Origin of the sequence: Bacillus sp. 165, assembly GCF_017742235.1 — a bacterium.
GTDB lineage: Bacteria > Bacillota > Bacilli > Bacillales > Bacillaceae_G > JAGHKQ01.
The window spans coordinates 51,199-76,429 of the sequence record NZ_JAGHKQ010000002.1; the positions used below are offsets into that span (position 1 = coordinate 51,199).

Annotated in this window: 21 protein-coding genes and 1 pseudogene; 21 read left to right on the forward strand and 1 reads right to left on the reverse strand. The window is 39.1% G+C overall.

What is annotated here, in order from left to right; genetic code table 11:
* Window positions 1-35: 35 nt before the first annotated feature.
* From J7Q84_RS04155 to J7Q84_RS04255, 21 genes and pseudogenes are all read left to right on the forward strand, one after another.
* Window positions 36-821, forward strand: a complete 786-nt coding sequence (locus J7Q84_RS04155; RefSeq protein ID WP_209093184.1) for a DUF3388 domain-containing protein — start codon at window positions 36-38, stop codon at window positions 819-821.
* 12 nt (window positions 822-833) lie between these two features.
* Window positions 834-1,736: a helix-turn-helix domain-containing protein gene (locus tag J7Q84_RS04160; RefSeq protein WP_348519823.1), complete on the forward strand. Its 903-nt coding sequence runs from the start codon at window positions 834-836 to the stop codon at window positions 1,734-1,736.
* A 57-nt stretch (window positions 1,737-1,793) separates the two neighbouring features.
* Window positions 1,794-2,372, forward strand: coding sequence for a CDP-diacylglycerol--glycerol-3-phosphate 3-phosphatidyltransferase (gene pgsA, locus J7Q84_RS04165; RefSeq protein WP_209093186.1), 579 nt, complete (start codon window positions 1,794-1,796; stop codon window positions 2,370-2,372).
* A 22-nt stretch (window positions 2,373-2,394) separates the two neighbouring features.
* Complete coding sequence (locus tag J7Q84_RS04170) at window positions 2,395-3,636, forward strand: competence/damage-inducible protein A (RefSeq protein ID WP_209093187.1); 1,242 nt, start codon at window positions 2,395-2,397, stop codon at window positions 3,634-3,636.
* A 154-nt stretch (window positions 3,637-3,790) separates the two neighbouring features.
* Window positions 3,791-3,997: a hypothetical protein gene (locus J7Q84_RS04175; RefSeq protein WP_481747528.1), complete on the forward strand. Its 207-nt coding sequence runs from the start codon at window positions 3,791-3,793 to the stop codon at window positions 3,995-3,997.
* A 326-nt stretch (window positions 3,998-4,323) separates the two neighbouring features.
* Window positions 4,324-5,175 (forward strand): annotated as a pseudogene (gene recA, locus J7Q84_RS04180) (recombinase RecA); the annotation flags it as partial.
* A 348-nt stretch (window positions 5,176-5,523) separates the two neighbouring features.
* Window positions 5,524-7,086: a ribonuclease Y gene (gene rny, locus J7Q84_RS04185; RefSeq protein ID WP_481747529.1), complete on the forward strand. Its 1,563-nt coding sequence runs from the start codon at window positions 5,524-5,526 to the stop codon at window positions 7,084-7,086.
* Window positions 7,087-7,158: 72 nt separating this feature from the next.
* Window positions 7,159-7,953 carry a TIGR00282 family metallophosphoesterase gene (locus J7Q84_RS04190; protein WP_209093188.1) on the forward strand — a complete coding sequence of 265 codons (795 nt, stop codon included), beginning with the start codon at window positions 7,159-7,161 and terminating at the stop codon, window positions 7,951-7,953.
* A 140-nt stretch (window positions 7,954-8,093) separates the two neighbouring features.
* Complete coding sequence (gene spoVS / locus J7Q84_RS04195; RefSeq protein ID WP_209093189.1) at window positions 8,094-8,354, forward strand: stage V sporulation protein SpoVS; 261 nt, start codon at window positions 8,094-8,096, stop codon at window positions 8,352-8,354.
* A gap of 72 nt (window positions 8,355-8,426) precedes the next feature.
* Window positions 8,427-9,371, forward strand: coding sequence for a dipeptidase (locus J7Q84_RS04200; protein ID WP_209093190.1), 945 nt, complete (start codon window positions 8,427-8,429; stop codon window positions 9,369-9,371).
* A gap of 258 nt (window positions 9,372-9,629) precedes the next feature.
* Window positions 9,630-11,387 (forward strand): 2-oxoacid:acceptor oxidoreductase subunit alpha, encoded by a 1,758-nt coding sequence (locus tag J7Q84_RS04205; RefSeq protein WP_209093191.1) that lies wholly within the window; start codon window positions 9,630-9,632, stop codon window positions 11,385-11,387.
* Window positions 11,374-12,240 carry a 2-oxoacid:ferredoxin oxidoreductase subunit beta gene (locus tag J7Q84_RS04210; protein WP_209093192.1) on the forward strand — a complete coding sequence of 289 codons (867 nt, stop codon included), beginning with the start codon at window positions 11,374-11,376 and terminating at the stop codon, window positions 12,238-12,240. Before J7Q84_RS04205 ends, J7Q84_RS04210 begins: the two co-directional genes overlap by 14 nt.
* Before the next feature lie 152 nt (window positions 12,241-12,392).
* On the forward strand, window positions 12,393-13,421 hold the full coding sequence (gene tdh, locus J7Q84_RS04215) for an L-threonine 3-dehydrogenase (RefSeq protein WP_209093334.1): 1,029 nt from the start codon (window positions 12,393-12,395) through the stop codon (window positions 13,419-13,421).
* Window positions 13,422-13,676: 255 nt separating this feature from the next.
* A complete protein-coding gene (miaB, locus tag J7Q84_RS04220) occupies window positions 13,677-15,206 on the forward strand; it encodes a tRNA (N6-isopentenyl adenosine(37)-C2)-methylthiotransferase MiaB (RefSeq protein ID WP_209093193.1) in 1,530 nt (509 codons plus the stop codon).
* A 1-nt stretch (window position 15,207) separates the two neighbouring features.
* Entirely contained in the window at window positions 15,208-15,651 is a 444-nt protein-coding gene (locus tag J7Q84_RS04225; protein ID WP_209093194.1) for a YlbF/YmcA family competence regulator, read from the forward strand.
* A 252-nt stretch (window positions 15,652-15,903) separates the two neighbouring features.
* On the forward strand, window positions 15,904-16,449 hold the full coding sequence (locus J7Q84_RS04230; protein WP_209093195.1) for an outer spore coat protein CotE: 546 nt from the start codon (window positions 15,904-15,906) through the stop codon (window positions 16,447-16,449).
* Window positions 16,450-16,618: 169 nt separating this feature from the next.
* Window positions 16,619-19,258: a DNA mismatch repair protein MutS gene (gene mutS, locus J7Q84_RS04235; RefSeq protein WP_209093196.1), complete on the forward strand. Its 2,640-nt coding sequence runs from the start codon at window positions 16,619-16,621 to the stop codon at window positions 19,256-19,258.
* A 14-nt stretch (window positions 19,259-19,272) separates the two neighbouring features.
* The gene (gene mutL, locus J7Q84_RS04240; RefSeq protein ID WP_209093197.1) at window positions 19,273-21,108 is read left to right on the forward strand and encodes a DNA mismatch repair endonuclease MutL; all 1,836 of its coding nucleotides are present in this window, start codon (window positions 19,273-19,275) and stop codon (window positions 21,106-21,108) included.
* 77 nt (window positions 21,109-21,185) lie between these two features.
* On the forward strand, window positions 21,186-21,968 hold the full coding sequence (locus J7Q84_RS04245) for an N-acetylmuramoyl-L-alanine amidase (protein ID WP_209093198.1): 783 nt from the start codon (window positions 21,186-21,188) through the stop codon (window positions 21,966-21,968).
* Window positions 21,969-22,133: 165 nt separating this feature from the next.
* The gene (locus J7Q84_RS04250; protein WP_209093199.1) at window positions 22,134-22,280 is read left to right on the forward strand and encodes a hypothetical protein; all 147 of its coding nucleotides are present in this window, start codon (window positions 22,134-22,136) and stop codon (window positions 22,278-22,280) included.
* A gap of 415 nt (window positions 22,281-22,695) precedes the next feature.
* Window positions 22,696-24,702, forward strand: a complete 2,007-nt coding sequence (locus tag J7Q84_RS04255; RefSeq protein ID WP_209093200.1) for a right-handed parallel beta-helix repeat-containing protein — start codon at window positions 22,696-22,698, stop codon at window positions 24,700-24,702.
* A gap of 170 nt (window positions 24,703-24,872) precedes the next feature.
* Here J7Q84_RS04255 and J7Q84_RS04260 read toward each other — a convergent pair whose 3' ends face one another.
* On the reverse strand, window positions 24,873-25,118 hold the full coding sequence (locus tag J7Q84_RS04260) for a hypothetical protein (protein ID WP_209093201.1): 246 nt from the start codon (window positions 25,116-25,118) through the stop codon (window positions 24,873-24,875).
* Window positions 25,119-25,231 lie beyond the last annotated feature (113 nt).

Below are 25,231 nucleotides of genomic sequence, written 5' to 3' on the forward strand. Positions count from 1 at the left end.
ACATAAGTGTTTTGATAGGCAAGGGGGAGAAAAGTATGATTGAATGGTATTTTGAGTATGAGATACATAAAAACCGTCCAGGATTGCTTGGGGATATATCGTCATTGATCGGGATGCTAGGTATCAATATTGTGACCATCAATGGTGTTGACGATATTAGGCGTGGACTTCTGCTGAAATGTGAAAATGAAGAGCAAATAAAGAGACTTGAATCAATCTTGAATACCATGGATAATATAACGGTAACGAAATATCGTACACCAAAACTCCGCGATCGTTTAGCTGTACGGCACGGCAGGTATATCCAAAGAGATGCAGACGATAAAAAAACGTTTCGCTTTGTTCGGGATGAGTTAGGGTTGCTGGTAGACTTTATGGCGGAGCTCATGAAGAAAGATGGACATAAGTTGATTGGCATTCGCGGTATGCCTCGCGTCGGAAAAACAGAGTCTATCGTAGCGGCCAGTGTATGCGCCAATAAACGTTGGTTATTTGTTTCTTCCACATTAATTAAACAGACGATTCGGAGTCAGTTAATTGAAGATGAATACAGCGAGAACAATATTTATATCATCGACGGCATTGTGTCGACGAAACGTGCAAATGAACGCCACTGGCAATTGGTTCGAGAAATTATGCAGCTACCAGCGACCAAAGTTGTTGAACATCCAGATATTTTTGTTAGCCAATCGGAGTATAAACTCGATGATTTTGATTATATTATCGAACTTCGCAATGAATATGATGAAGAAATCACATATGATATCGTGGATGAAATTGAGCTTAATAAAAAGAATAATCTTTCTATGTTTGATTTTTAATTGAATATCGAGGTGTTACCATTGACGGAATTAGGAAATCGCTTAAAGGAAGCGAGAGTGGAAAAAGGATTTTCACTAGATGAATTACAGGAAGTCACAAAAATTCAAAAGCGGTACTTAATAGGGATTGAGGAAGGGAATTATAAAGTGCTGCCAGGAAACTTCTACGTACGGGCGTTTATTCGACAGTATGCAGAAGCGTTAGGACTGGATCCGGAAGAGATTTTTGAGGAATATAAGGCAGAGATTCCTGCTGCTGCAACCGCTGAAGTTTCTCAATTGTCTCGAGTAAGAAGAACGCAGGAGTCAGTTTCTGGTTCAACTTCTAAAATCATGGACTATATGCCTAAAGTGTTGCTGTCCCTTGTTGCAATAAGTGTTGCAGTAGGCATTTGGCTGTTATTTCAAAGTTTAACGGCTGGCAGTGAAAAAGCCAAAGAGCAGCCTGGTACGAAAATAGAAGCAGAGGTGGAAAAGGCAGAAAATTCACCGTTGGATAAAGAAGAAAAGCAAGAAGAGGTTAAGCAGACTGAAAAGGAAACGGAGTCGGAGCAGAAAGAGGAGCCTCCTGCACCTGTTCAAGAACTAAAGATTGTTGAAAAGAAAGGAAAGTATTCAACAGTTGAAATTAGCAACGCAACTTCTTTAGTTTTAGAGATCTCTTCAAAAGGAACAAGCTATGTAGACATAAAAAATGGCAAAGGCAAAAATTTTTTCGCAGGCATACTAAAATCAGGAGAAGTGCAGCAACAAGATTTAACATCAGAAGATACTATTCGTTTGAATATTGGCCGCTCTTCTGATGTGGAAGTGAAAATTAATGGACAAGTGCTGCAGTTTCCGCAAAATCCGAATGATTACGTTCAACAAATTATTACGATTAAAAATTTACGAACTGCTCAGTCATCCACGTGATGACTTTTTTCAATCAATATTTACTATTTGTAATGTGGAAAGTATGGAGGAATAGTTGTGAATATACCTAATAAAATTACTGTATCCCGAATTATGTTAATTCCGTTGTTTTTAATTGTGATGTTGGTGGAATTTGACTGGGGAACATTTACTGTGGGCAATGTTATCTTGCCTGTAACTCATTTCGTAGGAGCTCTTATTTTCATTCTTGCTTCAGCAACGGATTGGGTAGACGGTTATTACGCAAGGAAATACAATCTAGTAACTAACCTTGGAAAGTTTTTAGATCCATTGGCAGATAAATTGCTCGTATCGGCTGCCTTAATAACGTTGGTTGAATTGCAGTATGTGCCGGCTTGGATTGCTATTGTTATCATCAGCCGTGAGTTTGCTGTAACAGGGCTGCGTCTTCTTTTAGCAGGTACAGGAGAGGTTGCAGCTGCTAAAATGCCTGGAAAAATAAAAATGTGGATGCAGGTTGTTGCTATTTCTGCTTACTTGCTTCACGATGTACCATTAAACTTTTTACCGTTTTCTGTTGCGTATGTGACGATGTGGATTGCTGTTATATTTACTATCTATTCGGGATGGGACTATTTCCGAAAAAACAGAAATGTGTTTGTAAACTCAAAATAGCAGGCGTTTGGGGGAACGGGAGATGAACGCAGAAATTATTGCGGTTGGAACTGAGCTGTTGCTCGGACAGATTTTAAATACGAACGCAAGATTTTTATCACAAAAATTAGCGTTGCTCGGCATTGATGTATATTATCAAACGGTTGTAGGAGATAATGTTGGACGCTTGAAAAGTGCAATTGATGTTGCAAAGAACAGAGCGGACATTTTAATATTTACTGGAGGATTGGGGCCAACTAAGGACGACTTAACAAAAGAAACGATTGCTTCTTGTGTAGGAACAGAACTCGTATACGACGAACAGGCAATGCAATATATAGAACATTATTTTAAAAGAACAGGACGTCCTGTGACCGAGAATAATAAAAAACAAGCACTTGTATTAAAGGGTGCTTCTATATTTGCAAATGACCATGGAATGGCACCAGGAATGGGGTTGGAAGAAGGTGAAAAGCTATATATTCTGTTGCCGGGCCCGCCGAAGGAAATGAATCCGATGTACGAGTCTTATGTAGAACCGTTTTTAATGAAAAAAGTGCATAGAGAAGCTCAGTTGTATTCTCGTGTGCTTCGGTTTTTCGGCATAGGAGAGTCACAGCTGGAAACAGAGATTGAAGATATCATAGATAGTCAGACAAATCCTACTATTGCTCCGTATGCGTCAGATGGAGAAGTTACACTGCGCATTACAGCGAAGCATAGTTCTTCGGAAATAGCTCAGAAGCTGATTAACGAGACGGAAGCACGTATTTTAAATCGAGTTGGTTCGTTTTTTTACGGATATGATGAAATGGAGCTGCATGTTAAAGCGACAGAACTGTTAAAAGAAAAAGGGCTTACATTATCATGTGCGGAAAGTTTGACGGGAGGACATTTCAGTCAGCGTATTACGGACATACCTGGTGCATCGGAAGTATTTAATGGAGGCATTATTTGCTATAGTAATGAAGTGAAACAGCAGGTGCTGCAGGTTCCTCAAGCTGTATTAGAAAGTGAAGGTGCTGTGAGTGCAGTTTGTGCGGGCATCTTAGCTCAAAATGTACGGCATCTACTCAAAACAGATATCGGAATCAGTTTCACAGGAGCTGCAGGCCCTGACGGGTTAGAAGGCAAAGCGCCGGGCACTGTGTATTTAGGTATAGCAGCAGGAGAGCAGCCGCCGTTTACTGTGAAGCTTTCACTTGTCGGAAGCAGACAAGTGATTCGTGAGCGGACGGTGAAATACGGATTTTACTACTTATTGAAAAAGCTAGAGGAGCTATAAAGTTGCCTCTAGTTTTTTTCTTTTATTAGCTTGAAAAGATGAAAGTCTTATATGAAAAAAAAACAAAAATCGAATAAACGTTCGATTTTTGTTGGCATTTTTGATGCAAAAAGGGTATAATGAAGATAGTTTCAAAGAAAAAGGAGGAAACAGAGTGAGCGATCGTCAAGCAGCGTTAGAAATGGCGTTAAAACAAATAGAAAAGCAATTCGGTAAAGGTTCTATCATGAAGCTGGGAGAGCAAACGGAACGTCAAATTTCAACAATTCCGAGCGGTTCTTTAGCGCTAGATGTAGCGTTAGGAGTAGGTGGTTATCCAAGAGGGAGAATTATTGAAATCTATGGTGAACGAATCGCTTAATGGTAAGCGAAAATCGCCCGCTTATTAGGAAACTGATAAGAGGAAAGGGGCAAAATCGGAAAACCTCTCCAAGGGGAGACGATTCCGAGGTAACTATGTGAATTAAAAAGCACATAGCACCGTAACGCGTACCAGGTGAAAACTGCGAATGTGTAGAATATAATCCTGGCAAGAGTGTCCCTTCCCTAACAGGTTATGCTGAGGGATAATATGTACGCTGAGCTGAATTGGAATTGACCAATTGTAGTTATACGTCTGCCAGAGCGTATAATAATGAGGGTGACCTCCAGAAGCAAGGATAAAAAGCCTTGTGTATAACAAACCTGCCTGAATCATCTGGTAAAACGACTGTAGCACTTCATGCAATTGCAGAGGTACAAGCACGCGGAGGACAAGCGGCATTTATTGATGCGGAACACGCGCTTGACCCTGTGTATGCACAAAAATTAGGCGTTAATATTGATGAGCTTTTGCTTTCACAGCCTGACACGGGAGAACAAGGCTTAGAAATCGCAGAAGCTTTAGTACGAAGCGGTGCGATTGATATTATTGTTATCGATTCCGTGGCGGCTCTTGTACCTAAAGCTGAAATTGAAGGTGAAATGGGTGACTCACACGTTGGTTTACAAGCTCGTTTGATGTCTCAAGCTTTGCGTAAACTTTCCGGTGCGATTAACAAGTCTAAAACAATTACAATCTTTATTAATCAGATTCGTGAAAAAGTTGGGGTTATGTTCGGGAACCCAGAAACCACTCCAGGCGGACGCGCGTTAAAATTCTATTCCACTGTACGTTTAGAAGTACGCCGTGCTGAACAGCTAAAGCAAGGTACTGATGTTGTGGGTAATAAAACGAAAATCAAGGTTGTAAAGAATAAAGTAGCGCCTCCATTCCGCAACGCAGATGTGGATATTATGTACGGAGAGGGAATCTCAAAAGAAGGAGAAACTCTTGATATGGGATCGGATTTGGATATCGTACAAAAAAGCGGAGCTTGGTATTCTTACAAGGAAGAGCGTTTAGGACAAGGACGTGAAAACGCGAAACAGTTTTTAAAAGAAAACCGTGCCGTAAGAGATGATATTGCAGCGCAAATTCGTATGCACTATGGCATTGATAAAGATACACATGCAGTAACAGAAGAGGATGAAGGAGAATTTTCACTTCTAGATGAATAAATCAGATTTAATTCTGTAAAGGAAAAAGACACATCATTGTGTCTTTTTTTACTAGAAATAAATATCTGATTTATTATAGTTGCTTAAGAAACGGGACGGAAATAATTTTCAATTTTTTACAACCGGTCAATTAGGACACAAAACTGTAACATTCTTTTCAGTTGACAGGAAATGAAAGTAATCAGAGACAACCCTTGACAATGAAAATACGCCCCTATACAATGAGAATGTATATTCTTTTTATTATGATGTGAAAAGCGTAAAAGCCATTATGCTGTACGTTGAAACGTCAAAGTAACAATGTACATGCCGACATTTTATAAGTTTATAGCAAGAGGAGGTGAAATCATGGATACAGTAATACTACTCATCTCCATTTTGCTTGCCACAATCGTCGGTGCAGTTGTTGGATTTTTTGTTCGAAAATCCATTGCTGAAGCTAAAATTAATGGTGCTACAAATGCAGCTAATTTAATTTTAGATGATGCGAAGCGCACGGCAGAGGCTTTAAAGAAAGAAGCACTGCTAGAAGCTAAGGATGAGATTCATAAACTTCGTACAGAGGCAGAGTTAGATATTCGTGACCGAAGAAACGAATTACAAAAACAAGAAAATCGTTTAATGCAAAAAGAAGAGAACCTCGATCGCAAAGATGATTCGCTCAATAAACGTGAGCAGCAGCTTGATAGGAAAGAGGATGCTCTAACATTAAAACAACAGCAGATTGAAGAGTTGGAAAGCAAAGTGGATGAGCTGATTCGAAAGCAGCAAGAAGAGCTTGAAAGAGTTTCAGGTTTAACTCGAGATGATGCAAGAGGCATAATTTTAGAGAAAGTAGAAAATGACCTTTCTCATGAAATTGCGATAATGATTAAGGAAGGCGAAGCACGTGCGAAAGAAGAAGGCGATAAAAAGGCAAAAGAAATTTTGTCTATGGCTATTCAGCGCTGTGCAGCTGACCATGTTGCAGAAACAACAGTTTCTGTTGTAAACCTTCCGAATGATGAGATGAAGGGACGTATTATTGGTCGTGAAGGCCGAAATATTCGTACTTTGGAAACGTTGACAGGTATTGATTTAATTATCGATGATACCCCTGAAGCAGTTATCTTATCCGGATTTGATCCAATTCGAAGAGAAACTGCCCGAATCGCTTTAGACAAACTTGTTCAAGATGGTCGCATTCACCCAGCACGAATCGAAGAAATGGTTGAGAAATCAAGACGCGAGGTGGATGAGTATATTCGTGAGGTCGGAGAGCAAACAACCTTTGAAGTAGGTGTACATGGTTTGCATCCAGATCTAATTAAAATTTTGGGTCGTCTGAAATTTAGAACAAGCTATGGTCAAAACGTGTTAAAACACTCCATGGAGGTTGCTTATCTAGCAGGACTGATGGCTGCTGAGCTTGGAGAAGATGAGAAACTTGCGCGCCGAGCGGGACTTCTCCATGATATCGGAAAGGCAATTGACCATGAAGTGGAAGGAAGCCACGTTGAAATTGGTGTGGAACTGGCAACCAAATATAAAGAACATCCAGTTGTAATCAATAGTATTGCGTCCCATCACGGAGATACAGAACCAACCTCTATTATTGCTGTTCTTGTCGCTGCAGCAGATGCATTGTCAGCTGCAAGGCCAGGAGCAAGAAGCGAGACATTGGAAAACTATATTCGCCGTCTTGAAAAGCTGGAAGAGATTTCAGAATCGTATGAAGGTGTTGAAAAATCATTTGCGATTCAAGCGGGACGAGAAGTGCGCATCATGGTGAAGCCGGATGCTATTGATGATTTAGAGGCACATCGTTTAGCACGTGATATCCGAAAACGTATTGAAAATGAACTGGATTATCCAGGGCATATCAAGGTTACCGTTATTAGGGAAACGCGTGCAGTAGAATATGCAAAATAAAGTGGTGAAAACCACTTTATTTTTTTTCACTTAGAAATATACTAATAAAAAGACAGAGAAAGGGAGCTAGCCATGAGAATACTATTTATTGGTGATGTAGTCGGAGCACCTGGCAGAGAAATGATTCAAGAATATGTGCCAAAGTTAAAAAAGAAATATGCTCCGTCGCTTACTATTATTAATGGAGAAAATGCCGCTAACGGTAAAGGGATAACTGAGAAGATTTATCGAAGTTTTCTAGAAAGCGGAGCACAAGCGGTAACTTTGGGCAATCATGCCTGGGATAACCGCGAAGTTTTTGAATTTATAGATGAGGCAAAATACTTAGTGAGGCCTGCAAACTTTCCTGAGGGAACACCCGGAAAAGGAATAATTTTTGTGAAGTGCAATGGAACAGAGGTAGCGATTATCAACTTGCAGGGAAGAACATTTTTGCCTGCCATAGACTGTCCTTTCAAAAAATTGGACGAACTAATAAAGGAAGCTAAAAAACGTACACCAATTATCTTTATTGATTTCCACGCAGAAGCTACAAGTGAAAAGCAAGCTGTTGGCTGGTATGTTGATGGAAGAGCGACTGCAGTTGTAGGAACTCATACACACGTTCAAACGGCAGACAATCGAATTTTGCCAAATGGAACAGCTTACATAACTGATGTTGGCATGACAGGACCCTATGATGGTATTTTAGGTGTGCAGCGTGAAGCAGTGTTAAAGCGCTTTTTGACAAGTTTGCCTGTCAGGTTTGAAGTAGCGGAAGGACGTACACAATTGAGTGGTGTTATTATTGATGTGGACCCGAACACAGGAAGAGCAAAAGCAATTAATCGCATCCTTATCAATGATGACCAATCCATATTCGAATAAAAAAGTTAGAAAAAACAATATATTTTAATTTTTCGGAAAAATTAAGAATTGTAAGCAGGAATACGTTATCTTCCTCGTGAATATATGTAAAGTGAACTCTATCAAGCTTATATTTTTTATAATACGAGGAGGAACTAGGAATGGAAATATTAAAAGTTAAAGCAACTTCAGTCCCAAATTCTGTAGCTGGAGCACTTGCTGGCGTAATCCGTGAACGAGGATCTGCGGAAATGCAAGCGATTGGCGCAGGTGCGTTGAATCAAGCTGTGAAGGCAGTAGCAATTGCAAGAGGGTTCGTAGCGCCTAGTGGAATAGATTTAATTTGTATCCCTGCTTTTACGGATATTATGATTGACGGGGAGGAGCGTACCGCAATAAAATTAATTGTAGAACCTCGTTAATCTTAAAACCTGTTTGCAAATGCAAACAGGTTGTTTTTATGTAGCTTTTGCAGATAGAAGGAGAGAGAAACAATGAAAATTTTTGATGCGCATTGCGATGTTTTGTTCAAACTTTGGATGAATAAAAAATATCGCAGGCCAGACAGAATAATGACATTTGAGTATGATTCCGATCTCCATGTTACTAGACAGGGACTGCAAGCCGGGGATAGTCATATTCAATGCTTTGCGGTATACATACCGGAAATTGTTCCTCATGAACAACGATTTTTTGCTGCACTTGAAATGATACAAATCTTTTATGAGGATATTTTAGAGAAGTCACCTGACATGAAGCTTATTTTATCTAAGAATGATGCGGATATGCTAGAAGAAGGGGAAATTGGGGCGTTGCTCACGCTAGAAGGCTGCGATGCTATTGGGCAAAGTCTGACAAAATTAAAAACATTATATCGATTGGGCGTAAGGTCTGTCGGATTAACATGGAATTATGGCAATGCAGTAGCAGATGGTATACTAGAAAAACGTGGATCCGGTCTTTCTTCATTTGGAGAACAAATAGTAAAGCAGTTAAATACATATAAGCTGTGGACGGATGTGTCCCATATATCTGAAAAAGGGTTTTGGGACGTAATGGAACAAGCTAATCATCCGATTGCTTCGCACTCTAACGTTTTTTCGCTTTGTCCTCATCCGCGTAATTTAAAAGATGACCAGATTAAAGCGCTTATTGAACGTAATGGTATAATAGGTGTTACATATGTCCCCATGTTCTTGAATGAAACAGGAAAGGCTGAAATAGCGGATATAATAAGACATATTGATTATATATGTAGTATGGGTGGAGAAAAACATATTGGATTTGGTTCAGATTTTGATGGTATTGATCATCCAGTTGAAAACTTTACAGCATTTGCACAATATGAGCATTTTATAAATGAACTATTGAAGCACTATAGTGAGGAACAAGTAAAATCGTTTGCGTATAGGAATTTTATTGATAAAATATCCTTTTGATTTATGATCAAAACAAAAGCTTTAAAAAATATTACATAATAATTGAAAAATTTAAAAAAATGTTAATAATTTCGTTTGAAAATCTTGCATTTTTCTGTTAGTCGGTCTAGAATTGAAAACGAATTAACACTGTTTATGGAAAATGAATTTAAATTTATAGATTTAATTTGCCAGCATTGTAGTGGTATCCACCATAAAATGATAAACTATAAATAGGAAATTACGCTACAATGAATGTAGTTTAAAGGGGTGTAGGAGATGATTAGTCAGCTTTCTTGGAAAGTTGGAGGACAACAAGGTGAAGGTATTGAAAGTACAGGGGAAATTTTTAGTATCGCGTTAAACCGTTTAGGTTATTATCTGTATGGATACCGTCACTTTTCATCGCGTATTAAAGGCGGTCACACGAACAATAAAATCAGAGTAAGCACAACGGAAGTGCGTGCAATCTCCGATGATTTAGATATATTAGTTGCGTTTGACCAAGAAACAATTGATGTCAACTTCTATGAGCTACGCCCAGGTGGAATTGTTATTGCTGATGCGAAGTTTAATCCGACAATTCCAGAAAATACGGATGTTACTTTGTATGCGGTGCCTTTCACTGATATCGCGACTGAACTAGGTACTTCTTTAATGAAAAATATGGTGGCTGTGGGAGCTTCCAGTGCAGTGCTGGGGTTAGGTGAAGCAGTGTACCTCGACGTAGTAGAGGAAATCTTCGGCCGCAAAGGTCAGCAGGTAGTCGAAAAAAATATGGAAGCAATCAAGCGCGGTGCTCAATATATAAAAGAATTACTTGGCAATAAAGTAAATTTAATGCAGCTTGAGCAAGCAGACGGTAAAAAGCGGATGTTTATGATCGGCAACGATGCTATTGCGTTTGGTGCACTGGCAGGCGGTGCTCGCTTCATGGCAGCGTATCCTATCACGCCTGCTTCTGAAATTATGGAATATTTGATTAAAAAGCTTCCTAAAGTAGGAGGAACTGTTATTCAAACAGAAGACGAGATTGCTGCTTGTACGATGGCTATCGGTGCAAACTATGGCGGTGTTCGTACATTAACGGCATCTGCAGGACCAGGATTGTCTCTAATGATGGAAGCTATCGGATTATCCGGTATTACAGAAACGCCGCTTGTAATTGTTGATACACAGCGCGGGGGACCAAGTACTGGATTGCCTACGAAACAAGAACAATCTGACTTGATGGCCATGATTTATGGAACTCACGGTGAAATTCCAAAGGTAGTAATTGCTCCAAGTACAGTAGAAGAAGCATTTTATGATATGGCAGAGGCGTTTAATATTGCGGAAGAATACCAAGTGCCGGTTATCTTATTAACAGATTTACAATTGTCCCTTGGTAAGCAAACGGTGGAACCACTCCAATTTGACAAAGTACAAATTCGCCGCGGTACACTGGATTTGAACGCACAGTTACCTGAAATTGAAAATAAAGGCTATTTCAAACGTTATGAAGTAACAGAAGATGGTGTGTCTCCGCGCGTAGTTCCAGGGATGAAAAATGGTATTCACCATGTAACAGGTGTAGAGCACGATGAAACAGGGAAGCCATCTGAAGTCGCAGCAAACCGTAACGCACAAATGGATAAGCGTCTTCGCAAACTAAGCAACTTACGATTTGACACTCCTGTATATAAAAATGCAAAGCATGCTGAGGCTGACTTGTTATTGGTAGGATTCAACTCCACTCGGGGAACTATTGAAGAAGCAATGGATCGTTTAGAGCAGGATGGCATGAAAGTAAATCATGCACATGTTCGTTTAGTTCATCCGTTCCCTGCGAACGAATTGTTACCGCTTGTAAAGAGCGCTAAGAAGGTTGTTGTAGTAGAGAATAATGCAACAGGGCAGCTTTCCAATTTAATCAAAATGAATGTAGGCCAAGCAGAAAAAATTTCCAGTCTCTTAAAATATGATGGAAATCCATTTCTACCGAAGGAAATATACAACGAGTGCAAAAAAGGAGTTGTTTTAAATGGCAACATTTAAAGATTTTCGTAACAACGTAAAACCAAACTGGTGTCCTGGCTGTGGAGACTTCTCTGTTCAAGCGGCAATACAGCGTGCAGCAGCAAATGTCGGATTAGATCCTGAAAACTTAGCTGTTGTTTCCGGTATCGGATGTTCTGGACGTATTTCTGGTTATATTAACTCTTACGGCTTACACGGAATTCATGGCCGTGCATTGCCGATTGCACAAGGGGTAAAAATGGCAAACCGCGATTTAACAGTAATCGCTTCTGGTGGTGACGGAGATGGATTTGCCATTGGAATGGGCCATACAATTCATGCGATTCGCCGTAACATCAACATTACGTATATCGTCATGGATAATCAAATTTACGGATTAACAAAAGGACAAACCTCTCCGCGAAGTGACGTTGGCTTTAAAACGAAGAGCACTCCGCAAGGATCTGTTGAATCTGCTCTTTCTGTAATGGAAATGGCATTAACAGCAGGTGCTACATTCGTTGCACAAAGCTTTTCCAGCGACCTTAAGGAACTGACGTCTTTAATAGAAGAAGGCATCAAACATGATGGATTTTCTTTGATTAACGTATTCAGCCCATGCGTAACGTACAATAAAGTAAACACATATGATTGGTTTAAGGAAAATATTGTACGCCTTAGCGGTATTGAAGGATACGATCCAAGTAATCGTATGACAGCAATGCAAACATTAATGGAAAATAATGGTTTGGTAACCGGGCTCATTTACCAAAATAAAGAACAAAAGTCGTACCAAGAGCTTGTGAGCGGGTACAGCAAAACTCCGCTGGTACACGCAGACCTTCAGCTTGATAAAGAGATGTTCGACGAGCTTGTTGCAGAATTTATGTAGATCAAAAAGTCCTTTTACAAACGTAAAAGGACTTTTTTATAGTGTATATTCCAAGAAAGCGGTTACTTTACCGCGATAATATAGAGTGATAGAATATGTAACAAGAGAGAATCAGCTAAACAGAAGGAGTGCTGACAGTGTCCACAGGAAAAATGAAAGCAATTGTAAAGCATCACCGTGGTTATGGGGCAGAATTGCAAATGGTGGATATACCAACAATTAATGATGATGAAGTATTAATAAAGGTAAAAGCAACTTCTATTTGTGGTACAGATGTGCACATTTACACATGGGATGATTGGTCGGCAAGTCGTGTAAATCCTCCATATGTATTTGGCCATGAGTTTGCTGGGGAAGTTGTAGGAGTGGGACATAATGTAACAAATGTACAACTAGGAGATTATGTATCCGCTGAAACACATATTGTGTGCGGAACATGTCCTCAATGCTTGCGCGGTGACTTCCATATATGTAAAAATACTAAAATTATCGGCGTAGATACACAAGGCTGCTTTGCAGAATATGTAGCGATGCCGGCATCTAACATTTGGAAAAACCCGAAAGAGATGCCGTATCATGTAGCTTCTATTCAAGAGCCGATGGGGAACGCTGTTCATACAGTACTAGCTGGAGATGTAACTGGTAAAAGTGTGGCTGTAATTGGCTGTGGTCCAATTGGTATTATGGCGGTAGGAGTAGCGAAAGCTGCGGGAGCTTCCCAAGTTATCGCGTTTGATGTGAATGAATTTCGTCTTGAGTTAGCGAAGAAAATGGGTGCAACAACAATTGTGAACTCTTTAAAAGAGAATCCGGTAGAAGTGGCAATGCGATTGACAGATGGAAACGGTGTTGACGTTGTTTGTGAAATGTCTGGACACCCAATCGCGATGAATCAAGGGTTTGACATGGTAACAAATGGTGGACGTGTGTCCATTTTAAGTCTGCCTGTTCGTCCAGTTGAAATCGACATTACGAACAATATTGTATTTAAAGGTGTGACAGTACAAGGTATTACAGGACGCAGAATGTACGAAACATGGATACAAGTATCTAATTTGTTAAAATCCGGACAAGTTGATGTAGAACCCCTTATTACGCATCGTCTTCCATTGGAAGAATTCGAAAAAGGCTTTCAGTTAATGATTCAAGGCAAATGCGGCAAAGTAGTATTAATTCCATAAAAAGAAGAATTGCAGCAAGCGTACAATGCTTTTGAACAAGCAGGAAAAGAGCTTGGTATTCTTAAATAAAAGCAAACTTTCACGAGCGGGGGCAGCTGTCCCCGCTTGCACTTTATATTATTCATGAATAATGCTCCTTCTTGTTTAATTCCCTTGAAACCCTTATACTATGATAATGTGTACAGATAAAGTATAAAGAGAATTGTACATGTCTAGAATGTCGATTCATATTGAAGTCTGGAAAGGAGATTAACCATGAACGAAAAACAACGCTTAGAAAGCACGCAAATAAATCCTTCGGACAAAAAATCCGAAAAGGATTATAGTCAATATTTTGAAAAGATTTATCAACCGCCTTCTTTAAAGGATGCCAAGAAGCGCGGAAAAGAACAAATCATCATTGAACGCGGTTTTGAAATTCCTGAAGATATGATTGGTATCGGAGCTGGTCGGAAATTTTATATCCGGACTTACGGATGTCAAATGAACGAGCATGATACGGAAGTTATGGCAGGGATTTTCACTGGATTAGGCTTCGAGGCTACGAATACAACGGAAGATGCGGATGTAATTCTTCTTAACACATGTGCGATTCGTGAAAATGCTGAAAATAAAGTATTTGGAGAAATCGGTCATTTAAAACCGCTAAAGCGAAAAAATCCTGATCTTTTAATAGGTGTTTGCGGATGTATGTCCCAAGAAGAATCTGTTGTAAACAAAATTTTAAAAACGCATCAGCATGTGGATATGATTTTTGGAACACATAATATTCATCGTCTTCCATTTATATTAAAAGAAGCGATGTTCTCAAAAGAAATGGTTGTAGAAGTGTGGTCTAAAGAAGGCGATGTTATTGAAAACCTTCCTAGAGTACGCCGCGGTGACATTAAGGCTTGGGTTAACATCATGTATGGCTGTGATAAGTTCTGTACGTATTGTATTGTACCGTATACTCGCGGTAAGGAACGAAGCCGCCGTCCAGAGGATATTATTCAAGAAGTACGTCAATTAGCAGCACAAGGTTATAAGGAAATTACCCTACTAGGGCAAAATGTAAACGCGTACGGAAAAGATTTTGATGATACCAAGTACGGTTTGGGAGATTTGATGGATGAACTGCGCAAGATTGATATACCGCGTATCCGTTTTACAACAAGCCATCCGCGTGACTTTGATGATCATTTAATCGAAGTGTTGGCTAAGGGTGGAAACTTAGTAGAGCATATTCATTTGCCTGTTCAATCCGGAAGCACGGAGATATTGAAAATCATGGCTCGTAAGTATACTCGTGAACAGTATTTAGAACTTGTTCGCAAAATGAAAGCAGCCATTCCAAATGCTTCTTTTACAACAGATATTATCGTTGGCTTCCCAAATGAAACAGAGGAGCAATTTGAGGAAACTCTTTCCCTGTATCGTGAAGTGGAATTCGATAGTGCCTATACATTCATTTATTCTCCACGTGAAGGTACACCAGCAGCCAAAATGCAAGACAATGTGCCACTCGAAGTTAAGAAGGAGCGGTTACAGCGTTTAAATGCGGTTGTAAACGAAATTTCTGCGAAAAAGAACTTGGCATACCAAGATCAAATCGTCGAAGTATTAGTAGAAGGTGAAAGTAAAAATAATCCGGAAGTGTTAGCTGGATATACTCGCAAAAATAAACTAGTAAACTTTATTGCTCCAAAATCTGCGATCGGTAAAATTGTAAAAGTAAAGATTACAGAAGCAAAAACTTGGTCGCTTAACGGTGTGATGATAGAAGAACCAATTGAGGTGAAATAAAATGGGTCACTATACAAAAGATGAGATTGTAGAACGTGCAAGAGAATTAGCAAAAATGATCGCTACGACAGAAGAAGTGGACTTTTTTAAGAAAGCGGAAGCGCAAATTAATCAAAATGAAAATGTGCGCAAGGCTATTGAACAAATCAAAGCTCTTCAAAAGCATGCGGTAAACTTACAGCATTACGGTAAAATCGAGGCGTTGAAAAAAGTTGAATCCCAAATTGAGGGATTGCAAAATGAACTGGAAGCCATTCCTGTTGTGCAAGAATTTCAAGCTTCGCAAGTACATGTAAATGATTTACTTCAGCTAGTAGCTAGCACTATCACGAATAAAGTAACTGATGAAATAATTGAATCTACAGGCGGAGATGTGCTAAGAGGAGAAACAGGTTCCCAACTGCAAAATAAAAATGGCTGTGGCACGAGCTGCGGCTGCGAGTAAATAAAAATGAGGTGTCCAATTAAGGACACCTCATTTTTATTTACTCTATGAGGATAAGCGCATTAGCAAATGGAAATACAACTTGTTGCCTTTTACAAAAAATATGAACATATTTGGGTATACGTGCATAAAATGAATTATATCGGTTTTTATGCTTTTTTAATTACGAGCTTTATTTTTACAACTATGACACATTAAACGATTGTCTCGCATATGATTAATTGAATATTGATTGAGGAGGGTTTGTTCCTTATGTCCGAATACAGAGAGATTATAACGAAAGCGGTCGTTGGAAAAGGACGTAAATTTACCAAATGCACTCATACAGTGGATCCGAATCACCACCCTACAAGCATTTTAGGATGCTGGGTGATTAACCACGCGTATGAAGCGAAAAAGCATGGCAAGTATGTGCAGATCGAGGGATATTATGATATTAATACATGGTATTCTTATGATCACAACACAAAAACAGAAGTAGTAACGGAACGTGTTCATTACACAGATGAAGTGAAGATTAAATATCGTGATAAGAATTTTACAGGCGATGATTATGAAATTATTGCGCGCGTGATTCAGCATCCAAACTGCTTAGAGGCCATTATCTCCCCGAATGGAAACAAAATTATCGTAACAGTAGAGCGAGAATTTATTGTGGAAATAGTAGGGGAAACTAAAGTATGCGTCAAGGTAAATCCAGATGGCTGTCAGGATGATGATGACTTCTATTATGATGTGGATGATGAAGAATTTGAAGATTTAGATCCAAACTTTATTTTGGATGCCGAAGAAGAATAATAAGCGGCTAGGAAGGCTTTCTTCCTAGCCTTTTCATTTCTCTCTGAGAAGTGTGAGATCTATTGCTTAAATATGAATAGGTGAAGGTTTCACTTAAGAGGGCTAAGCAGGAAGAAATGCTGTTTCTATGCTATAATGACAAGGGACTATGTAAAGATGGAGGAAGACGATGGCAAACTATACGCCGATGATGCAGCAATACTTATCCATTAAGGCAGATTATCAAGATGCCTTTTTATTTTTTCGCCTCGGCGATTTTTATGAGATGTTCTTTGAGGATGCCGTAAAAGCGGCACATGAACTAGAAATTACACTGACGAGCAGAGATGGAGGAGGAAGTGAACGCATACCGATGTGTGGTGTTCCCTACCATTCTGCTAAAAATTATATAGAACAATTGATAGAAAAAGGGTACAAGGTAGCGGTTTGTGAGCAAGTGGAAGATCCGAAAACAGCTAAAGGAGTAGTAAGGCGAGAAGTTGTTCAGTTGATTACCCCAGGTACGATGATGGAAGGAAAAGGGATTGAAGAGAAAGAAAACAACTTTCTAGTCTCAATTTCTTTATTTCGAGATGGTTCGTATGGGCTTGCCTGTAATGATTTAACAACCGGACAAAACTCGGTTACTCTTTTGACAAGCTCCATGGAAGATGTGCTGCTCGAAGTATATGCACTAGGAGCGAAGGAGCTTGTGGTTGCTTCTGACTTTTCAGGTGAGGTGCTGCGGTCCATTAGTGAAAAGCTAAAGCTTACTATTTCATATGAAGATGACATATCAATTCCAGACGGCTTTGATCATTTAACAAAGCATATTACACAAACTAAACTAATTGAAACCTTTGGACGCCTTTTACGTTATGTACTTCGTACACAAAAGCGTGCTTTGGATCATTTACAGCCGGTTGAAATTTACCATACAAATCAATTTATGAAAATTGATGTTCATTCCAAGCGGAATTTAGAGCTCACAGAAACCATTCGAACGAAGGAGAAAACAGGTTCTCTTCTTTGGCTATTAGACAAAACAAAAACTGCCATGGGTGGAAGGCTACTAAAGCAGTGGATCGAGCGTCCTCTTGTTGTGAAGGAAGAAATTGAACAGCGGTTAAGCATGGTAGAAACGTTCGTGAACCATTATTTTTTAAGAGAAGACCTGAAAGAAAAATTAAAGGAAGTATATGATTTAGAACGCTTAGCTGGAAAAGTAGCATACGGCAATGTCAATGCCAGAGATTTGCTGCAGTTAAAACGGTCACTTTTACAGGTGCCTGATATTTTAAATATTGTTCATCAATTGGACAATCCCTACACTGCTCATATCGTCAAAGGAATTGACCCGTGTGATAGCTTGATTGCATTATTAGAGCGTGCTATTAAAGAAAACCCGCCGTTGTCTATAAAGGATGGCGATATTATTAAAGATGGGTATCATGAAAAACTGGATGAGTATCGATATATCAGCAAAAACGGTAAAACATGGATTGCAGATTTAGAAAAACGAGAGCGTGAGTTAACGGGTATTAAATCATTAAAAATCGGCTACAACCGCATTTTTGGGTATTATATCGAAGTCACAAAAGCTAATCTGTCGCTTCTTCCTGAAGGGCGGTACGAGCGCAAGCAAACATTAGCGAATGCAGAACGGTTTATCACGGATGAGCTGAAAGAAAAAGAAGCGATGATTTTAGGTGCAGAAGAAAAAATTGTGCAATTGGAATATGATTTATTCGTTTCAATCCGCGAAGAAGTTAAATCATATATTTCGAGATTGCAAAAATCAGCAAAAGCAATTAGTGAGCTTGATGTATTGCAAGGATTCGCAACTGTAAGTGAAGAAGAGCATTTTGTCAAACCAGTATTAACATCTAAGCGAGAAATTGTAATTAAAGACGGTCGTCATCCTGTTGTGGAAAAGGTGCTAGAAAAGAAGACGTATGTTCCGAATGATTGTGTAATGGGTGAAGATTTAAATGTGTTTTTGATTACAGGACCAAATATGTCAGGTAAAAGCACATACATGAGACAACTAGCATTAATTGCAATAATTACGCAAGTGGGTTGCTTCGCACCAGCTAGTGAAGCTGTGCTGCCTGTATTTGACCAAGTGTTTACTAGGATAGGAGCAGCGGATGATTTGATTTCTGGACAAAGTACATTCATGGTAGAAATGCTGGAAGCTAAAAATGCTATAGCTAATGCGACAGAAAAGAGCTTGATACTATTCGATGAAATTGGACGAGGCACTTCCACCTATGACGGTATGGCGCTGGCACAGGCGATTATTGAATATATTCATACCAATATTGGAGCAAAAACATTATTCTCCACTCATTATCATGAATTGACAGTTTTGGAAGAGAGTTTGGACAAGCTGAATAATATCCATGTGGCAGCTATTGAAGAAAATGGTAAAGTAGTGTTTTTGCATAAAATTAAAAAAGGGTCTGCGGATAAAAGCTACGGTATTCATGTAGCGGAATTAGCAGAGCTTCCACATTCGCTTATTGCACGAGCAAAGGAAGTATTAGAAGCTTTGGAGAATAGCAGTGCCACAATAGTGCAGGAGCATAGGGGCTTGCAAGACATAGAAGAGAAGCAAGAAGAGGCAGATGAGTTACTGGACAGTCAATTGGCCTTTTTTGAAATAAATAGGCCAGAACAGGTAAAGGAAAAGAAGAAGCCGTACCCGCAAACTTCGCAAGAAAAGGATGTACTGGAAACCATTAAAAAAATGGATTTATTGGATATGACGCCGTTAGAAGCAATCAACGAGCTTTATCGCCTTCAAAAAAGTTTAAAGCAAAAATAGAAAGGAGTGAGTAAATGGGGAAAATCAAAAAGTTGAATGATCAGCTTTCCAATTTGATAGCGGCCGGAGAAGTGGTAGAGCGTCCTGCTTCCGTTGTAAAAGAACTAGTGGAAAATGCGATTGATGCAAACAGTACCATGATTGAAATTGAGCTGGAAGAAGCTGGTCTATCTAAAATTCGTATTGTAGATAATGGAGACGGGATACAACAAGAGGATTGTCTGCTTGCATTTGATCGTCATGCTACAAGTAAAATTAAAGATGAACATGATTTGTTCCGCATTCGCACACTCGGATTTCGAGGAGAGGCCTTGCCCAGCATTGCTTCGGTGAGTCAATTAGAGTTGGTCACAAGCACGGGAGATGAACCAGGCACCCATCTCATTATAAAGGGTGGAGAGGTTGTTAAGCAGGAGAGTACAGCGAGTCGAAAAGGTACAGATATTACAGTTGAGCATTTGTTTTATAATACTCCGGCGCGCTTAAAGTATATGAAAACGATAAATACCGAATTGGGGAATATAACGGATATTGTGTATCGCATTGCTCTTTCGCATCCGAATGTAGCAATTAAATTATTGCATAATGGCAAAAAGCTGCTTCACACATCGGGAAATGGAGATGTTCGTCAAGTGCTTGCAGCTATTTATGGAGTCGGAACGGCTAAAAAAATGATTCCTATCCGAGCAGAATCCTTAGATTTTACTGTACATGGTTATATCGCATTGCCAGAAATAACACGTGCGTCTCGAAATTATTTATCGACCATCGTAAACGGAAGGTATATTCGTAACTATTCTTTGATTAAAGCGGTTCAGCAAGGGTATCATACATTGCTGCCAATAGGCAGATATCCAATCGGCTTTTTCGCAATTGACATGGACCCGATGCTTGTAGATGTGAATGTTCATCCGTCGAAGCTGGAAGTTCGTTTTAGCAAGGAAGCTGAATTACTGCAATTGATTGAAACAGCTGTTAAAAAGGCATTTCAGCAGGTGCAGCTTATTCCAGATGCGGGTACACCGGTACAAAAGGTCGATAGAAAGCAAAGTGAACAGCAAACGTTTCAGCTTGAACATACTATGACTCCATCAAAGCGGCTTAGCTTTTCGCCGCAGACGGTTGTAAGAGAGGAAGAATATTCAGATCCAGTGCCTGCTTATACAGCTTCCGAGGAGAAGCGAGTATATGAGGAAACAGTTCTAGAAGAAGTGAACATACCAGTTGAATGGAGTTTGCCCCAAGAAGCTGAAGTGGTAAAGACAAACGAACTCCCGCCGTTATATCCCATTGGACAAATGCACGGTACGTACATTTTGGCTCAAAATGACAAAGGATTATATATTATCGATCAGCATGCGGCTCAAGAGAGAATCAACTACGAGTATTTTAAAGAAAAAGTAGGACAAGTAGCTTGTGAAGTGCAGGAATTGCTTGTGCCATATCGGATTGATGTATCGTTAAATGAGTATTTGCGTATAGAAGAGCAGTTGGATGAGCTGCAAAAGGTTGGATTATTTTTAGAACCGTTCGGGCAACAGAGTTATATTATTCGTTCACATCCGCAATGGTTTCCTCGCGGTCAGGAAACCGAAATCATTGATGAAATGATCCAACAAGTATTAAAACAAAAAAACGTAGATATTAAAAAGCTGCGCGAAGAAGCAGCTATCATGATGAGCTGTAAGGCATCCATTAAAGCTAATCAATATTTGAAGAATGATGAAATTTTTGTACTGCTGGAGGATTTGCGAAAAACAACGAATCCATACACTTGTCCCCATGGCCGCCCGATTGTTATTCATCATTCCACATATGAGCTTGAAAAAATGTTTAAACGTGTCATGTGACCAAAAAGAAAGCACTCCATTTTATTTATAGAATGGAGTGCTTTTTTGACATGAAATTTGCAAAAGGTGGGAAGAACATGGTCAAAATTTGGGTGGACGCCGGTCATGGCGGAAAAGATCCTGGTGCGTCTGGATATGGATTACAGGAGAAAAGCATTGTATTAGAACTTGCTCATCAAGTAAGACGTGTACTTATAACCGAATACACAAATATTCAAATTGGTATGACCCGTGTAGATGACACGTTTGTGGGATTGACAGAACGTACGAGACGTGCAAATGCTTGGGGAGCTGATGTTTTTGTCTCACTTCACTGCAACAGCGGAGGAGGCAGAGGGTTTGAATCGTACTGCCATACAAACGCTAGCTCTAATACTGTGGCTTTACAAGCCGCACTGCATTCGAGGCTTATTGCTTACTTCAGCGGACGAGGAGGGATTGACAGAGGTATGAAAGCTGCCAACTTTGCAGTGCTTCGGCTTACAAGTATGCCTGCAGTTTTAACAGAAAGCTTGTTTATGGACAATGAAGACATTATAAAATTCAAAGATATGGACTTTCTGATTGGCACAGCCCGAGCGCATGCAGAAGGCATTGCCCAGTATTTTAACTTAACAAAAGTAGATGCACCATTCAGCTACGTACAATGGAATAATGAAGCGGCTGTTCCATATCCCGGTCGTTTAATTAGGAAAGGATCAAAGGGAAGAGATGTGGAGCGTATTCAACGTACAATATCTGTGACTCCTGATGGAATCTTTGGTCTGAAAACAGAACTGGCAGTAAGAGCGTATCAAGCACGTCATGGGCTTGTGGCAGATGGCATAGTCGGTCCGAAAACATGGAATGAAATGCTTTAATTGAGAAGAGCCTGTGTGAGAGCAGGTTCTTCTTTTAAAAAGCAAAGAATGCACCTAATGTCTTTCCGAATAGAACTTTTCCGTAAGTGTGATAACGTTTGCTTATTGTAGGTATGAGTAAGCTCTCTTTGTTTGATACTAATGTAGATAAAGAAGGAGGGTATTATGGAAAAGAAGCAAGATATTGAAAATGATCATTCTATCTACACAAAGGAACGTATAGCAAATATAGAAGACAATCAACAAATTGAAAAACAGGATACAGATGAAATTACACATCTTATTTCTCATATGAGCAATATGGGGCAATAATGAAGAACTTACTTTTAAAATATGAAAAAAACGTACTTTCTTAAAGCTATGAAAGTGCGTTTTTTTTTGTTCTCTAAACAAACCAGTAGATTGATTATACTTCTTTATTGCCTGATAGCATGCTTTTTACTTTTCTGGCGGTATACTGCTAAATTATATATAGAAATCTACTTTATATTTGCAGCAAAATAGAATTGTTAATCAAGATTTACTAATATGGAAGAACAATAGAATCTATTTTTGAATACAGATAATAATAGAAGGAACGTTGAATGAAACTCTCATTTTTTAGAAAAATAAATAATATTTTTTGAGACTTATGGGAAGAAGTTAGTAAAATAGGGATGTAATCAACGTTCTTTACTGTATAAATTAAGAATCTGGGCTTTTTTGCCTGAATGGAGGCTAATTTGTAGTGGATTTACGCAAAGTGGTAAAGGATTTATATAATCGCGTTACGCGAAAAAATACAACCCAAAACGGGACTGATATGAAAACAGAGACCCAGTACGAACATAATAGACTTAATGTTCCGGGTGATAGTGAAGGTAGAGTGCTTGAAACACAAGTAGCAACGACTGAGAAAGGTGGAGGAGATCACACTTCATTTAAAGGAAGTTTTGATGAACAAGCCGACCGAATTGAGGTCTTGCAGAGAAAAACAGATTGGGTAGATGTTCGGGATTTTGGTGCGGTTGGAGACGGCGTTACAGATGATACTAACGCCATTAATAATGCTATAAATACTCTTTCATTATCAAGGAATAAGGTATTGTATATACCTGCAGGAACATATCTCATTTCGAATTCTGCTAATCAAGTAGCAATTGATTTGAAACAAAACGTCTCTTTAATTGGAGAAAGTAAAGAGTCTGTAAAGCTTGTCCTTGCTTCAAATCAAGCGGATACTTGGACACGCATGGTAACAACCAGAGGGAATAACACCATTCGCAACTTAACATTAGATGGGAATCGTAATGGTAATCCAAATGGTTCGGAGCATATGCACTGCATCTTTATTTATGATGCTGATAATGTGCTGGTGGAGCACTGTAATTTGACGAATGCAGTGGGAGATGGAGTCTCAATTACTGGCTCAAAATCGATAGGGAGCAAAAATATCACCGTACAATTTTGTCACAGTGAGAACAATAAGCGTAGTGCCTGTGTAGTAGAACAAGTGCATAATGTGAAAATCTTGAACAATACACTCATCAGCGAACGCTCATGTATCCATTTCGAACCGTTTGCAACGATTGAGTTGAGTGGAGCAGTAGTTACAGGTAATCACATTATAAGTACGCATAACGATCCGAACGCAGGATATTCTGTTTCTCTTCGCGGAAGCGGAATTGGTGCACCGTCATTTCGCAATATTATATTTGAAAATAACTATATTGATTCTCCTAATGTGAAAGTATTAATTGGGTGGGTAGACCATTGCATCGTCCGTAACAATCGTTTTAAAGTGTCTGGTATCAATGCTTGGTACAGGAATGAAAATTTGACGCTGGCTGATAATGAAATCATTGGCACTTCAACAACAGATATAGATGTAATTTCTATTACACATGAAGGTAATGAGACGTCAAAATATGTAAGGATTGTGAATAACAAAATCACTGCACAGACAGGAAATGGTATCACCCTGAAAGGGTGTAAGCATGTTCATGTTAAAGGAAATGTGATTACACGAGTGAATATATCGAGCTTTACAGATTTTGGTGTGAAAGTATGGGCAACGGATCCGATGGTAAATATTGTGATTGAAGAAAATGATATTTCGAACTTTAATCGTGGAGTATACACTATTAACTATAATCAACATGATATTTCTGATATCGAGATCAAAGGAAATTATTTTCATCTTATCTCGGAAACAGGTATCCTTATATATGGTGTGAAGCAAAATTTACAAATTGTTGAAAATCATATGGTGAATAATGGAACAGCTAGGGCGATAGATCTACGTTCTAGTTTTAATGGAGTAACCGGATTTCAAGTGCTTGCCAACATGATTTACAACTGGCGTCATGGTATTTCTATGGAAACAGTCGGATCCAATGTATATATTGGTCTAACTGTATCCTATAATGTCATTGATTCAATCAAAGGTACACCAACTAGTGGATATAAAAATGCTGCTATTGAATTTTATTCTAATGACCCGGCGCCGCAAAAGTTTACGTTAATCGGCAATACTATTACAAATTCTATAACAGATCTAGTATTACCATCTAGTCTAAAGTATTGTATTGGTGGCACATATGGTCAGGTCGGATTATATACGGGTAATGGTTCACCAGAAGGAATATTAACGTTGCCAGTAGGATCAATATATTTAAATAATACAGGAGGAACCTCAACTACTATTTATGTGAAACAAACAGGTACAGGTAACACTGGTTGGATAGCTAAATAAAACTGGATGGCCAGAAATACCTGCAGTTTGCGAGAAGCAGAAATGCTTCTTTTTTGATTTGGAGAGATTAAGTGATTTAGTGGATGATGGAAATCTAATAGTTCTATTCAAATACACTTGTATATTCAGCGTGGTGAGGAGAATTTTTACAAAATCATCGGATATTTTCTTTACCAAGGATAGATAGGTTTTCCTGTTAAAATGTTATAGGCTGCATAAAATTTTGTTTCTATATAATTTAGCTGCTGCTGAGTGAAGGTCTCGTCAAGAGTTGTAAGGGAATGAATCACTCGTGTTAAATGAACGAGAGCATCGAGTAATTCTTCCTGTGAAAGATGGGTAGGTTTGGATGAGGCAGATATCATTAATTCCTCTGTTAAAATGCGGATATTCTCCAAAGCGATAGACTTGTCCATTTTCATACCTCCATAGTTTTTACTCATACATATGATAGAAAAGGAAAAACTATGACTTTTGTGGTAAAAGATTTCGTTTTTTCTTTTAAACGGCTGAATATTGGGTATAATAG